This window comes from Colidextribacter sp. OB.20 (assembly GCF_009911595.1).
In the GTDB taxonomy this organism is placed as follows: domain Bacteria; phylum Bacillota; class Clostridia; order Oscillospirales; family Oscillospiraceae; genus Lawsonibacter.
Genome location: NZ_QWKG01000022.1, coordinates 25,775 through 39,063, shown reverse-complemented (window position 1 = coordinate 39,063; position 13,289 = coordinate 25,775). Strand labels below are relative to the sequence as shown.

Genomic DNA, 13,289 nt, shown 5'->3' with positions numbered 1-13,289 from the left:
AAATCTAGAACAGAAGGGCGGAATTTTTATGCGAAAATCCAGCAAAAAAAGATTGAAGCCCCCGAAAAAAACAGGTATAATCAGGAGCATCAGGGCTGTCCTGTCAGCCAGAGCGGACTGGTAAGATTTTTGCAGAAAGAAGGTTCTCCCATGAAAAAAATTATTAACGCGCCCGAGGCCTACACCGACGATATGCTCCAGGGCATCTACGCCGCCCACAGTCAGGTGAAATACGCCGCGGACGATCTGCGCTGCTACTGTGTCGCTGAGAAGAAGCCGGGCAAGGTGGCCATCATCACCGGCGGCGGCACCGGGCATCTGCCCCTCTTCCTGGGCTACGTGGGCGAGGGCCTGCTGGACGGCTGCGGCGTGGGCAGCGTGTTCCAGTCCCCCTCCGCCGAGCAGATCTACAACATCTCCAAGGAGGTGGAGGCCGGCGCCGGCGTCCTGTACCTCTACGGCAACTACACCGGCGACATCATGAACTTCGACATGGCCGCCGAGATGTGCGACATGGACGACATCCCCACCCGCTCCATCGTGGGCGCTGACGACGTCATCTCCAACGCCGACCCCGCCACACGCCGGGGCGTGGCCGGTATCTTCTTCATGTACAAGTGCGCCGGGGCCAAGGCCGCCCAGATGGGCACCCTGGACGAGGTCCTGGCCGCCGCCCAGCTAGCCAAGGACAACACCCGCACCGTGGGCTTCGCCCTCACCCCCTGCATCATCCCCGAGGTGGGCCACTCCAACTTCACCCTGGCCGATGGAGAGATGGCTATGGGCATGGGCATCCACGGCGAGCCCGGTGTATGGACCGGCCCCATCAAGACCGCCGACGAGCTGGCCCAGGAGTCGCTGGACGCCATCCTGAAGGATATGCCCATCGCCGCCGGCGAGGAGGTCTGCGTTCTCATCAACGGCCTGGGAGCCACCTCCATCGAGGAGCTGTACATCCTCAGCGGCAGCGTGCGCAAGCTTTTGGACGGGAAGGGCATCAAGACCTACCGCACCTTCGTGGGCGAGTATGCCACCTCCATGGAGATGGCGGGGGCCTCCATCTCCATCTGCAAGATGTCCGGAGACGAGATGAAGCAGTGGATCGACATGCCTGTCCACACCCCCTTCTACACCCAGGTGTAATGCAAGGAGGACAACACTATGAATATCATCACCTGTGAACAGCTCCCCGCCCTCTTCCAGGGGGTGGCCGCCGTCTTTGCCGAAAAGAAAGAGGAGCTGTGTGAGATGGACGCCAACATGGGCGACGGCGACCTGGGCCTGACCATGGACAAGGGCTACGGGGCTCTGCCCGGCCTGCTCCAGGAGAACATGGAGACCGGCGACGCGGGCAAAACCCTGATGAAGGCCGGCATGAAGATGTCCAGCGTGGTCCCCTCCACTATGGGAACTCTGATGTCCAGCGGCATCATGGAGGGAGGCAAGGCCCTCAAGGGCAAGGCGGAGCTGGGCCCCTCCGAGCTGGCCGTCTACCTCACCGCCTTCGCCGCCGGCATCCAGAAGCGGGGCAAGTGCCAGCTGGGAGACCGGACTATTCTGGACGCCGTCTCCCCCGCCGGTGAGGCCGCCCGGAAGGCCGCCGAAGCGGGGGGCGACCTGGCCGCCGTCATCGCCGCCGCCTGTGAGGGGGCGGCCCAGGGGGTGGAGGCCACCAAGTCCATGACCCCCAAGTTCGGCAAGGCCGCCGTCTTTGCCGCCAAGGCCGTCGGCGTGGCCGACCAGGGCGCCGTGGCCGGGATGTATATGATCCAGGGCCTGAAGCGGGGCCTGGATACCCTGTAAACAAAGTTTCTAAAAAATGCGGGATACCACACTCCAGGTATCCCGCATTTTTTACTCCATTTTATGGTTCAGCTCGAAAATACTTCAGCAGCCGCGCAATTTTTTCCTCCTGACTGTCAATGAGGGCATCCGGTGTCCATTCTGGCAGCGCCAGCAAATCTTGTGCATCCTGGATTGCGGATTTGGCATATTCCTCTTTTTTTCGCACAAAAAACTCATTTTTCGCCGCAATATTCAGTGCGCGGCCCAAAGGAATCAGGTTGCCCAAATTGTTTAGCTGATCGCGCCAAAGGGCATCAGTCCAGCCATCGTAGTTATTCCATTTTTTGGGGAGAATATGCTCAATATCATATTTTCCATCCATAAACTGGCTGAATGTTTCCCGGTCCTGATTAGGATTCAGATAGGCCGAGAGCAGCACAACCCCCCTCTGGTAGCGCCGGCGCAAATCCCCATGAAGAATCGGGTCAAGAGCGGTCCTGTCATTCCGAGAGATGTTGGCCTCATAGCTGGCCAGATAGTCCCGCTCCTGCTCTATGTCAGCGCACACCCGGTAGACAGTATCCTTCACCGCATTGACAGCGTTATAGACCAGTCCCTTGATGAAAAAATATCGTACCGTGGCGTTTTGGAGCTCCAAAAACTGGTGCAGGCGCTTCTCTGGCAGAGAAAAGCCTCCGCCCTCCTCGTCAAAAGTCCCATGCTTGTGCAGAAAGACAAACAGGGGGAAATACCAGTAATAATTTGGATATGTCTCCATGATCCGCCACAGGGCGTTGATCTCATCGTTGCCGTACCAGTTTACACTAATAGTATGGATGATTTTAAGACTTCGCATAATGGCGGCGTAGTCGCCCAATATACCTTTTTGGGCACTGAAATAGGAGCGCAGGCCAATTTCCTTACCTGCTTCATCGGTTTTGGCCCGGAGAATATGCATCAGCACACGGAAAAGCCAGTCGTGGTCCTCCAGGGCGTTCCAATCTTCGATAAAGGCGGCCTGATCCTCCTGGGGGATATTGTGATAGAGCTTAGCCTTGAAAATGTCCGCATCGGACAGGGACATGCCCCGATTATTGATGGTCTCAAAGATAGTCAGGGCGTCATCCTCCGAGCCGCAGTGAATTGGCAGAAGCACCACACTGTCCAGCAGGGTGAGAATCAGGCGGTTCAGGGCTTCCGCCGTCTGGCCCTGAGACTGCCACCATTCGTCGATTTTCTCCCCGAACAGCCTATAGTTGTCTAAAAGGCGGCTCTTTGCCGGTTCTGCTCCACCTAAAAGGATGGTATGCAGATCCTCCCTGTCCTGACTGATTACGAAAGAGCTGGCCCGCAGTTCGTCTGTCAGCTCAGATGTGAGAGGATCTTTGATTCGCAGACATTCCTCCAGCGCCTTGACCGTCCCCGCCCGGGAGTGCAGAGCCTTGATAAGCAGCAGCAGCGTGGTCAGGCGCTGCTGTCCGTCCACCACCTCCCAGGCCTCATAGGGCAGGTCAGAAGCCGGATTGATTACAATATTCCCCAGAAAATATTTGTCCTCCTTGGTTTCTTTTCCCTCATAAAAGTCAATAATGTCATCCCACAGCTTTTCACTGGGATCGTTATCCCAGGAGTATGGCCGTTGAAAATCTGGGATGATATACCTCTTGGAAAAAACCTCTCGGATAGTTTCTGGATTTGCAGTAATTGCTTTCACCTTGTATCCTCCCTTCAAGCAAGCAGATAGTGATTTTATTATACAGCAGCTTTTCCGAAAAACAGCTCCAAGCGCAAAATATGCGCTGGAGCCGTTTTCTTTGGCAAAATTATCTCTGCCCGTAGCTGTTCTTGACGAAGTTCTGCATAAAGACGATGTTCTCCGGGGAGATGGGGTCGAACTGTCCGCCCATGGAGCGGATGATGCTGTACACCTTGGCGGTGGCCTCCAGGACGGTGGAGTTGCCGAAGGCCTGCTCCAGGTCCCTGCCCAGGCACACCGCCCCGTGGGACCGGAGCAGGCAGGCCATGGCCTTGTCCCCCAGGGCCTTGACGCACTCGTCCGCCAGCTCCTGGGAGCCGGGCAGGGCGTAGCTTGTGGTGCGCACCGTGTCCCCCAGCACCTGGGCCGCCTCGTCCAGCAGCAGGGGGATGTCCTCTCCCATGGCGGAGAAGGCGGTGGAGTAGACGGGGTGGGTGTGGATGACGGCGTTGCACTCGGGCCGGGCGCGGTAGATGGCCAGGTGCATCTCGGTCTCAATGGTGGGCTTTCTCTCCCCCTCCACCCGGCTGCCGTCCAGCCGGACCACCACGATGTCGTCCTCCACCAGGGTCTTATAGGGCATCCCGCTGGGGCTGAGGTAGACATAGCCCGTCTCCGGGTCCCGGACGGTGACGTTACCCCAGGTGCCGATGGTAATGCCCTCGCTGAGCATCCGGATGCCGGCGTCGATAACTTTACGTTTCCAGTTTTTCATTCACTGACCTCCTGAACTGAAATTTGGACCCCTCCCGCCCCTCCAGGGGCGGGAGGGGTCCGGTACACTTACAGACAGCCCTTCTGGAGGATAATGCAGGCGTAGGGGGCGGTCTCGGTGGTGGACACCACCGCATAGGCGTTCTGGGCCGCAGTGTAGAAGGGGAAGCGGTCTATAAAGTCCACAGCGCCGGCGCCCCGGGGGTCGTGCTTGGCCACAATGGCCTTGAACTCATCCCAGACGGTGCACTCCAGGTCCTTGTGCCGCTCGGTCTTGTTCATGATGATGACCGGCTTGTCCACAAAGTCGTCCAGGGGCATGAGCTGGAGAATGGCGTCCAAAAGCTCGGTGGCCCGGTGGCCGTCACAGCGGATGTTCACATGTCCCTTGGCCGCTGCGGTGGAGGCGGCGGGGAAGTTGGAGTCGCCGATGACGATGGTGTCGCCGTGGCCCATCTCGTGCAAAACCTTCAGCAGCTCGGGGGTAATGCAGTTGGGAATGCCTCTCAGCATAGCGTTTCGCCTCTTCTTTCTATCTGTGTTTTCCCGCCCGTCCGGGCGGGAAAACAGCGGTTTCAGGTGTATTCCCCGTGACGGGTGGTAGTCTTTTCTCCGTAGCAGGTGAAGCTGTCCACAATGGCACAGCAGATCCGGTCTGTCATCACATTGTTGTCGCCGTGGATGATGTTGCCCGCGCCGCCGTCGGTGTCCACCACGACGATGTCTCCCACACCGGCGCACACGCAGTCGGTGGCGATCTCCCGCTCCCCCTCCGGCTCCATGGTCATGGGGTTGAGATACTCCACCAGCAGCAGCTTATAGGGAGGCAGGGCCTCGTCCTTCACAGTGGAGACCAGATTGCCCACCACTCTCCCGATTCGCATTGCCCCACCTCCTTACAGCTCCTCGTTGTAGGTGTCGATAAAGCCCACCACCGCCATGTCATAGGGTCCCTGGCAGTCCCGGAAGATCCGGGACGCCTCCTTCTTTGGAATCAGGAACACAAAGTCCCCGGGACCCGCCTGGCGGGTGTGGTCGGCGGCCACCACGGTCTCGGTCTCTCTGCCGTTGACGATGAGCTTCACCGTCAGCAGGGGCACGCCCTCCATGGAGGGGTCCTTTACCGTAGCCACCACCGTGCCGTTGATCCGGCCGGTAATCATTCGCCCTTGTCCAGGGTGGGCAGGATGTACTCCACGTCGGCGTGGGGCCGGGGAATCACATGGGCGCCGAAGAGCTCGCCCACCCGCTTTGCGGCGGCGGCGCCGGCGTCCACGGCAGCCTTCACCGCGCCCACGTCGCCCCGCACCATGACGGTGACCAGACCGCTGCCGATCTGGACCTTGCCGATGAGGGACACGTTGGCCGCCTTCACCATGGCATCCGCCGCCTCGATGGAGCCGATCAGGCCTCTGGTCTCGATCATTCCAAGAGCTTCTTTCATTGTAAGTACCTCCGTTTATAAATTTGGATTTTTTGACATTATTAGATTCTGCCCGCGGCAGAGGGTCTATCAATTACTGCATGCTGCGCAGCAGGTCGGGGTGGGGCGCGGGGATGACCACGCTCTTCCCCATCAGGCCCTGGGTCTCCTCCAGGGCCTCGGCTGCCTCCACGGCGGCCTTGACCGCCGCCACCTCGCCGGTGAGCAGGACGAAGGACTTGCCGCCCAGCCCCCGGCCCAGCCGGACCTCCAGCAGCCGGATGTCCGCCGCCTTGGCGGCGGCGTCGGCGGCGTGAATGGCGGCGCACAGGGAGTAGGTCTCCATGACGCCCACCGCCTTCAAATCGTCGGTCTCGGTACAGGCCATGATGGCGGGGGCCACGCTCCGGTCCACGTTGGGGATGACCAGGCTGTCCACCAGGACGCCCTGGGCCATCTTCCGGCCCGCCTCCACGGCGGCCTGGACGGCGGCCACCTCGCCGGAGACCACGGTGTAGTACTTCCCGGCGCACACACAGCCCGAGGAGATCAGGGTCACATTGGCCGCCTTGAGCATCGTGTCGCACACCAGAAAGCCGGTGGGGATGCTCATGACCTCGTTCATACCCAGCGCGTCCATCATGTCACCATCCTTATCTCAATGTACTGCCCGGTCACCTGGGTGACAGTGCCGGCAATGGAGGCATGAATCCTGGCCCCCAGGCCCTCCGGCTCGGCGATGAGCTGGCCCTTCTGGACCGCCGTCCCCGCCGTCACCACCGGCCTGTCAGGCCCTCCGGTGTGCATCTTTAAGGGAATGCGCACCACCGGGGTCTCCACCGTCCCGGCGAAGGGGGCGTCGGCGTCGTATTTCTCCAGGTCCAGCCGGCTGAGCAGCCGCCCGGTGGGCAGCCGCTTGGTCTCAAAGCCCTGGGGCTCATACCGGACCTCCTTCACCGGCCTGGCCCCCTCCTTCCGCATCCGGTCCTTATAGACCTGCATCATTTTGGAGGGGTGAAGGCCGAAGTTACATGCGTAGTAGGTGCAGATGCCGCAGTCACAGCAGGACCACACGCCGTTGGTCTCCCCACCGATTAGTCCGCAGTTCCCCGCAGCCAAGGCCCGCATGATCTTGTGGGGCTGGACATTCAGGCCCATGGCGTTCCGGGGGCACATCTGGGTGCACATGGAGCACTGACAGCACACCGCCCGTGCCATGCGCACCTCCCGCTGAAGGTCTCCGTCCTTCCGCCCCAGCAGCGCCGCCTCCCGGGGGATAGCCAGCAGGCCGCCGGTGGTCTTGGTGACGCTCTCCCCCTCCAGGGACTCCGCCACCCGGCCCATGAGGGGCCCGCCGATGATGTAGACGCAGTCCCCAACGGGGCCTCCCGCCAGGGCGGGCAGGTCGGCCAGAGGGGTGCCGATGGGGGCCTGGACCGTGATGGGATTTCGGACCGCGCCGCCGATGGTAATCACCTTGTCGGTGACCGGCCGGCCCTGGAGGGCCTCATAGACCTGGTAGACAGTGGCGGCGTTGGACACCACGCACCCCACGTCCAGAGGCAGTCCCCCGGTGGGCACCACCCGACCGGTGACGCAGTGGATCAGGTTCTGCTCATCCCCCGCCGGGTACACCGAGGGTGAGAGGTACAGCTCCACCGCCTTGCCCTCTGCCGCTTTCCGGAGGGCGTCCACCATGCCGGCGTTGTGCTCCTTCACAGCGATGACCGCCCGGTCCGCCCCCAGATGGGCCTTGATCCGCAGGGAGGCGGCCACGATCTCCGGGGCAAAGGCCTCCACAATGTGCCGGTCGGTGCGCAGCAGGGGCTCGCACTCGATGGCGTTGACGATAAAGACCTCGGCCCTGGCCTTATACTTCACATGGGTGGGGAAGCCCGCGCCGCCGGCCCCCACCACGCCGGCCTCAAATATCTTATCCAGCATAGGCGCTTACAAAATCCGGAAGTCGTCGTGGAGGACGCACCGCCGGGCCCGGGTGAAGGTCCGGGCGGAGGTGAGCCCCTCGCCGGTGGGGGTGGCAATGGTGAGGGTGGCGTGTCCCTCGGCGTTCATCCCCAGGCCGGAGTAGGATGGGGCGTTCTTCACGAAGATGGTGGTGTTCAGGGCCTTGGCCGCCCGGCTCATGTTCCGTACATTGGTGGAGTGCATGATGGCTGAGTGCCAGCAGCCGTTCTCCGCCCGCACCGCCTCCCGGATTGCCTCGTCCACGTCATTTACCCGGACGCAGGCCAGCACAGGCATGAGCATCTCGGTGGTGACGAAGGGGTGATTGCGGTCCACCTCGCAGATGACGAGCCGGGGCTTGCCGGTGTAGGAGATGCCGCACTGGTCCAGGATGTAGGAGGCGTCGCGGCCCACAAACTTCCGGCTGGGGGTGTATTTGCCGTCCTTTTCCACCAGGACGGTGCGCAGCACCCTGTCGATGTCCCCGCCCTGGATGCGGAAGGCGCCGTTTTTTTCCAGCTCGGTGAGGAAGCGGTCGAATACGGTGCTGACACAGAACACCTCTTTTTCCGCCACACACAGGATGTTGTTCTCATAGGAGGCCCCGTCCACCGTGCGCCTGCCCGCCTTGTCCAGCTCGGCGGTCTCGTCCACGATTACCGGCGGGTTGCCCGGTCCGGCGCAGACCGCCTTCTTGCCGCTGTTCATGGCCACCTTCACAATGGCCTCGCCGCCGGTGACGGACAGCAGCCGCACCTTGGGGTGCTTCATCACCGCCTGGGAGTTCTCCAGGCTGGGCTCCGCCGGGGTGGTGATCAGGCCGGGGGGCGCGCCGTGGGCCACCAGGGCCTCATGGAGGACCCGGATGGCCTCCTGAGAAGAGCGCTTGGCCGCCGGGTGGGGGCTGAACACCACTGAGTTCCCGGCTGAGATCATGCTGATGGCGTTGTTGATGACGGTGGCCGTGGGGTTTGTGGAGGGGATCACCGAGGCGATCACCCCGAAGGGGGCGTGCTCCACCAGAGTGAAGCCGCCGTCGCCGGTGTAGGCCTCGGTGGGGATGTCCTCCGGACCGGGGGTCTTGTCGGCGGCCAGCAGATTCTTCACAACCTTGTCGTCCACATGGCCGTAGCCCGTCTCCTCATGGGCCATCTCAGCCAGATGCCGGGCGTTGTCCCGGGCGGCCTGACGCATTGCCTCCACCAGCTCCCGCCGCTTTTCCAGGGAAATCTGGGTGAACTGCTGAAAGGCCGTCCAGGCCGCCTCCACAGCGGCGTCGGCGTCCTGATACATCCAGCCCCCCACGTTCACCGGCGCCTGGGCCGGAGGCGGACTCAGCCGCACGCCCCCCGCCGGAGCCGCCACGGGCTGGACAGGGGCCCCGGGGGTTCCGCCCCCCATCTGGGCGATGGTCAGGCGTACAATTTCTTCCACCTGTTCCTTGGAGAGCATTACCGCTCACCTCCTTCTTGGTGCTTGTCAAAGACCCGCTTGTGGTCGATGTCGATGTAGTCGATGATGGCCGTGATGGTGCAGTCCGCCGGCTTGTCCTTGGTGGTCTCGGTCATCCGGGAGGAGGACCCGGCGCACAGCATGACCACCTCGCCCTCGCCGGCCCCCACCGCGTCAATGGCCACAATGGGGGAGCCCTTCTCCTCCATGGTGTCCAGGTCGATGTTCCGGACCACCAGAAGCTTCAGGCCGGTCAGCCGGTCGGACTTGGAGGTGCTCACCACCGAGCCGATCACGCGCGCGATTTGCATGTTGTCACCTGCCTTTCTTTCTTCCTTTCTTTTGAAAAAGAAAGGAAGCGAAAGAAAACTTTTGGAAAAAACTTCGTTTTTTCTCTCGTCCTCTTGACGGCGTACGCAAAACGAAGTTTTGCGGGAAAGTTTCTTTTCGGTTCCTTTTCTTTTCAAAGAAAAGGAACAAAAGCTTATCGTTTAATCGTAATCTCCAGGCTCATGGCCCGCTCCCGGGCGGCGTCGGTGACGATGCACCGGGGGAGACACCGGATCACGGGGATGCCCCGCTTCCAGGCCTCCTCCACGTCCCGCTCGGTAACCAGGTCCATGGGCTCGGTCTCATTGGCCGGAGCCGGGGGCGGGGCCTCCGGGGCGGCGTGGGAGCGGCAGCCGCCCTGGCAGGAGCCGTGACAGCCTCCGCAGGAGCAGCCCTCCTTCTTTTCCCCGCCGGGGGTGACCAGCTCCAGCAGGTCGCCGTCGGTGATACACAGGGCGTTGGCCTCGTCGGTGTCCAGATGGACCTCCAGGTCGTGGCCCTCCCCCACCCGGCAGATCACCTGCTCCAGCAGGCCGGCCCGCTGTCCGCCCATACGCAGAGCCACCGCCTGCCCGTCCTTCAACCCGTAGGAGGCCGCCTGAAGGGGGGACAGGTGCAGGTGCCGGGCCGGGACAATCACTCCTTGGGAAATGGTCAGCTGGCCCGCCGGGCCCTTCAGGGTGCAGCCGGGGGTATTGTCCACGTCGCCGGACATGCGCACCTGGCCGGGTATCCCCAGCTTTTTGGCCTCAGAGAAAGTCAGCTCCACCTGGCTTCTGCCCCGGACGGGGCCCAATACCCGGACGTTGGACAGCTCCCCTCTGGGACCGGCCACCGCCACCCTCTCCGCCGCGGCGAACTGCCCCGGCTGGGACAGGGCCTTGCAGGGGTGGAGGGCGTAATGCGGGCCGAAGAGGCAGTCCATGTCCTCCTGGCTTAGGTGGACATGGCGGGCGCTCACCCCGGCGGGGACGTACCTGGTCCCCTGGGCGGCCAGATGGGAGAGGACCGCGTTGCGAATATCCTTCCTCTCCATAGTGTTACCGCCCCTGAATCTGGGCCATCACACTGCGCACCACGTCGGCCACCTGCCCGTTCTCGCAGGGGCTCCCGCTGGGGCAGCTCCTCCCCTGAGAGCAGGGTGAGGGCTCTCCGGAGGCGGCGAAGCGGCACACCGGCCGGCCGCCGGTGGTAATACCCAGCTTCGTCCTGGTCTCCACCAGCCGGTCCACCTGCTCGCAGGACAGCTCATTGGCCCGGCCGATGATGTTGCCGGTGTACATGGTGACCAGGGCGTAGTACTCCAGCGACTCCATGCGCATGTAGGCCTGCATGGGGCTCATGCCCCAGGTGAGGGCGCCGTGGTTAGCCAGCAGCACGCCGTTGTGGGTGCGGCAGTAGGGGGCGATGGAGTCGGGCACCTCCTGGGTGCCAGGGGTGGCGTAGGGGGCCACCGGCACCACCCCCAGCTGGACCACACCCTCGGGGAGGATGGGCCTGTCCAGGGCAATGCCCGCGATGGCGTAGGAGGTAGCCACCGGGGGGTGGGCGTGGACGCAGGCGATCAGGTCCGGGTTCTCCTTATAGACCCGCAGGTGCATTTTCAGCTCGCTGGAGGGCTTGTGGGTCCCCTGGACCACCCGGCCCTCCAGGTCCACCTTGATGAGCATCTCGTCGGTCATATACCCCTTGCTCACCCCGGTGGGGGTGGTCCAAAGGGTGGTGGGAGAGACCTTGCAGGTGATGTTTCCGTCGTTGGAAACCACATAGTTTTTGGCGTACATCCGCCGCCCCACCTCCAGGATCTGCTCCTTGGCGTCCCGGTCGGACAGGTAGCGGTCCCGCTCTTCACCGTACATAGCCGGTCTCCTCCTTTCTTCCATAAATTTATCTGGTTTTATTTGCAATCTGCCCCCCTTTATGGTAAAATTCCCATGAGAAAGGGGGACTGCGGTATGCTGGCTATCGCCCGCCGCAACGCGATTCTGGAGCTGCTGCGGGAGCAGCAAAGCCTCAACGTGACCCAGCTGGCTGCCTCCCTGGGGGTAGCCACCGAGACCATCCGCCGGGACTTCAAAGAGCTGGAGGCCGCCGGTCAGCTCATCCGCACCCATGGCGGCGCCTATATCACCGACGGGGTACTCAACGACATCAACGTCTCCGACCGCTCCGTCATCCGCAAGCAGGAGAAGCGGGAAATCGCCAAAAAGTGCGCCCAGCTGATTCAGACCGGAGACTCCATCTTTCTGGATGCCTCCACCACCGACTGGTGCATCGCCCAGGAGCTGCTGGAGAAGCACATCACTGTCCTCACCAACTCCCTGAAGGTGGCCGACATCCTGTCGGTCTCCTCCAGCGTCAAGCTGATCCTGGCCGGCGGCAACTACGCCCCCCGGACCATGTCCTTCTACGGGGAGCAGACGGTAGCAGACCTGAACCGCTACTACGTGGACAAGGCCTTTCTCTCCTGCCGTACCGTCCACATGGAGTTTGGCGCCACCGATTCCAACGAGGGGGAGGCGCTGGCCCGGCGGACCATGCTGCGCCGCAGCCACAGCACCTACCTGGCGGTGGACCACAGCAAGCTGGACGGCATCTCCTTCCTGACCCTCTGCCCCCTGGAGGAGCTGACCGGGATAATCTGCGACCAGCCCCTCTCCCCCGTGTGGCAGAACCATCTCAAGAGCATCGGCGTGGCCAGCTTTTAAGCCCGGTCACAGGACAGGCCGGCGGCGGTTAAGCCGCCGGCCCTTTTCTGCCGTTATTTGCCGATACCTAGCTCCTCAAAGGCCTTGTCGAAGGGGGCCTTGCACAGGCCCTTCTCCGTGATAATTCCGGTGATGAGGGAGTGATCGGTGACGTCGAAGGCGGGGTTGCACACCTTCACGCCCTCGGGGGCCATCCGCTCCTTATACCACATCTCGGTGACCTCCTCAGGAGCCCGCTCCTCGATGGGGATCTGGTCCCCCGTCTCCAGGGACATGTCGATGGTGGAGCTGGGGGCGCAGACGTAAAAGGGGATGCCGTAGTGCTTGGCAAGGATTGCCACGCCGGAGGTGCCGATCTTGTTGGCTGCGTCGCCGTTCCGGGTGACCCGGTCGCAGCCCACGAACACGATGTTCACCAGCCCCCGCTTCATGGTGATGGAGGCCATGTTGTCGCAGATCAGGGTGGTGTCGATGCCGGCGTTGTGCAGCTCAAAGGCGGTGAGCCGGGCGCCCTGGAGCAGGGGCCGGGTCTCGTCGCAGTACACCCGGAAGTCGGTCCAGCCGTGCTCCTGGGCCACGTACATGGGGGCGGTGGCAGTGCCATATTTGGCGGTAGCCAGGGTGCCGGCGTTGCAGTGGGTGAGGATGCCGTCCCCGTGCTTGAGCAGGCCGAAGCCGATCTCGCCGATGCTCCGGCTGATGGCAACGTCCTCGTCCCGGATGGCCTGGGCCTCGGTGAAGAGAATCTCCTTGATCTCGGCCACAGGCCTGGTCAGATTCGCCCGCATGGTGCGCTCCATCCGGTCCAGAGCCCAGAACAGATTCACCGCCGTGGGTCGGGAGGAGGCCAGATACTCCTTCTGCTTCATAAACTCCTCGCAGAACTTCATCTGGTCGGCGGTGTCGATGCGGGAGGCGGTGAGGGCGATGCCATAGCCGGCGCACACGCCGATGGCAGGGGCTCCCCGGACCCGAAGGAGCTTGATTGCCTCCCAGATGTCCTCAATTTTGCTGACGTTCAGCACCTTGATGGTGCCGGGCAGCAAGGTCTGGTCCAGAATTTCCAGATAGGTCCGGTCCGCCGACATGCGGACGGTGTCCAGCTGTAATGCGTTCATATATTAGGACTCCCTTTATTTACTTCAAGGTTTAAACA

Annotated in this window: 16 protein-coding genes; 3 read left to right on the top strand and 13 right to left on the bottom strand. The window is 62.3% G+C overall.

The window, feature by feature from the left end; all coding sequences use genetic code 11:
- The first annotated feature begins 150 nt into the window (after positions 1-150).
- Both D1641_RS07240 and D1641_RS07235 read left to right on the top strand, forming a co-directional pair.
- On the top strand, positions 151-1,143 hold the full coding sequence (locus D1641_RS07240) for a dihydroxyacetone kinase subunit DhaK (RefSeq protein WP_160664160.1): 993 nt from the start codon (positions 151-153) through the stop codon (positions 1,141-1,143).
- An 18-nt stretch (positions 1,144-1,161) separates the two neighbouring features.
- Positions 1,162-1,803, top strand: a complete 642-nt coding sequence (locus tag D1641_RS07235) for a dihydroxyacetone kinase subunit L (RefSeq protein WP_160664158.1) — start codon at positions 1,162-1,164, stop codon at positions 1,801-1,803.
- A 61-nt stretch (positions 1,804-1,864) separates the two neighbouring features.
- Here the strand turns inward: D1641_RS07235 and D1641_RS07230 are convergent, their stop codons facing one another.
- The 12 genes from D1641_RS07230 to D1641_RS07175 form a co-directional block, all read right to left on the bottom strand.
- Positions 1,865-3,499: a DUF262 domain-containing protein gene (locus D1641_RS07230; protein WP_160664156.1), complete on the bottom strand. Its 1,635-nt coding sequence runs from the start codon at positions 3,497-3,499 to the stop codon at positions 1,865-1,867.
- 109 nt (positions 3,500-3,608) lie between these two features.
- Entirely contained in the window at positions 3,609-4,256 is a 648-nt protein-coding gene (locus tag D1641_RS07225; protein WP_160664154.1) for a class II aldolase/adducin family protein, read from the bottom strand.
- Positions 4,257-4,324: 68 nt separating this feature from the next.
- Entirely contained in the window at positions 4,325-4,768 is a 444-nt protein-coding gene (locus tag D1641_RS07220) for an RbsD/FucU family protein (RefSeq protein ID WP_160664152.1), read from the bottom strand.
- 62 nt (positions 4,769-4,830) lie between these two features.
- Entirely contained in the window at positions 4,831-5,139 is a 309-nt protein-coding gene (locus D1641_RS07215; protein ID WP_160664150.1) for a EutN/CcmL family microcompartment protein, read from the bottom strand.
- Positions 5,140-5,151: 12 nt separating this feature from the next.
- Positions 5,152-5,418 (bottom strand): EutN/CcmL family microcompartment protein, encoded by a 267-nt coding sequence (locus tag D1641_RS07210; RefSeq protein ID WP_160664148.1) that lies wholly within the window; start codon positions 5,416-5,418, stop codon positions 5,152-5,154.
- Complete coding sequence (locus D1641_RS07205) at positions 5,415-5,699, bottom strand: BMC domain-containing protein (protein ID WP_160664146.1); 285 nt, start codon at positions 5,697-5,699, stop codon at positions 5,415-5,417. The genes D1641_RS07210 and D1641_RS07205 overlap by 4 nt, the downstream gene beginning before the upstream one ends.
- Positions 5,700-5,772: 73 nt before the next feature.
- Complete coding sequence (locus D1641_RS07200) at positions 5,773-6,321, bottom strand: BMC domain-containing protein (protein ID WP_243149305.1); 549 nt, start codon at positions 6,319-6,321, stop codon at positions 5,773-5,775.
- Positions 6,318-7,622 (bottom strand): 4Fe-4S dicluster domain-containing protein, encoded by a 1,305-nt coding sequence (locus D1641_RS07195; protein WP_160664144.1) that lies wholly within the window; start codon positions 7,620-7,622, stop codon positions 6,318-6,320. The genes D1641_RS07200 and D1641_RS07195 overlap by 4 nt, the downstream gene beginning before the upstream one ends.
- Before the next feature lie 6 nt (positions 7,623-7,628).
- Positions 7,629-9,095 (bottom strand): aldehyde dehydrogenase family protein, encoded by a 1,467-nt coding sequence (locus D1641_RS07190; protein ID WP_160664142.1) that lies wholly within the window; start codon positions 9,093-9,095, stop codon positions 7,629-7,631.
- Positions 9,095-9,406 (bottom strand): EutN/CcmL family microcompartment protein, encoded by a 312-nt coding sequence (locus tag D1641_RS07185; protein ID WP_160664140.1) that lies wholly within the window; start codon positions 9,404-9,406, stop codon positions 9,095-9,097. Before D1641_RS07185 ends, D1641_RS07190 begins: the two co-directional genes overlap by 1 nt.
- A gap of 173 nt (positions 9,407-9,579) precedes the next feature.
- Positions 9,580-10,461 (bottom strand): phosphate propanoyltransferase, encoded by an 882-nt coding sequence (gene pduL / locus D1641_RS07180; RefSeq protein WP_160664138.1) that lies wholly within the window; start codon positions 10,459-10,461, stop codon positions 9,580-9,582.
- A 4-nt stretch (positions 10,462-10,465) separates the two neighbouring features.
- Positions 10,466-11,284 (bottom strand): class II aldolase/adducin family protein, encoded by an 819-nt coding sequence (locus tag D1641_RS07175; RefSeq protein WP_160664136.1) that lies wholly within the window; start codon positions 11,282-11,284, stop codon positions 10,466-10,468.
- 96 nt (positions 11,285-11,380) lie between these two features.
- On the opposite strand from D1641_RS07175, the gene D1641_RS07170 reads away from it, so the two are divergent.
- Positions 11,381-12,133, top strand: coding sequence for a DeoR/GlpR family DNA-binding transcription regulator (locus D1641_RS07170; RefSeq protein WP_160664134.1), 753 nt, complete (start codon positions 11,381-11,383; stop codon positions 12,131-12,133).
- A 53-nt stretch (positions 12,134-12,186) separates the two neighbouring features.
- Here D1641_RS07170 and mtnA read toward each other — a convergent pair whose 3' ends face one another.
- Positions 12,187-13,251: an S-methyl-5-thioribose-1-phosphate isomerase gene (mtnA, locus tag D1641_RS07165; RefSeq protein WP_160664132.1), complete on the bottom strand. Its 1,065-nt coding sequence runs from the start codon at positions 13,249-13,251 to the stop codon at positions 12,187-12,189.
- Positions 13,252-13,289: the final 38 nt, after the last annotated feature.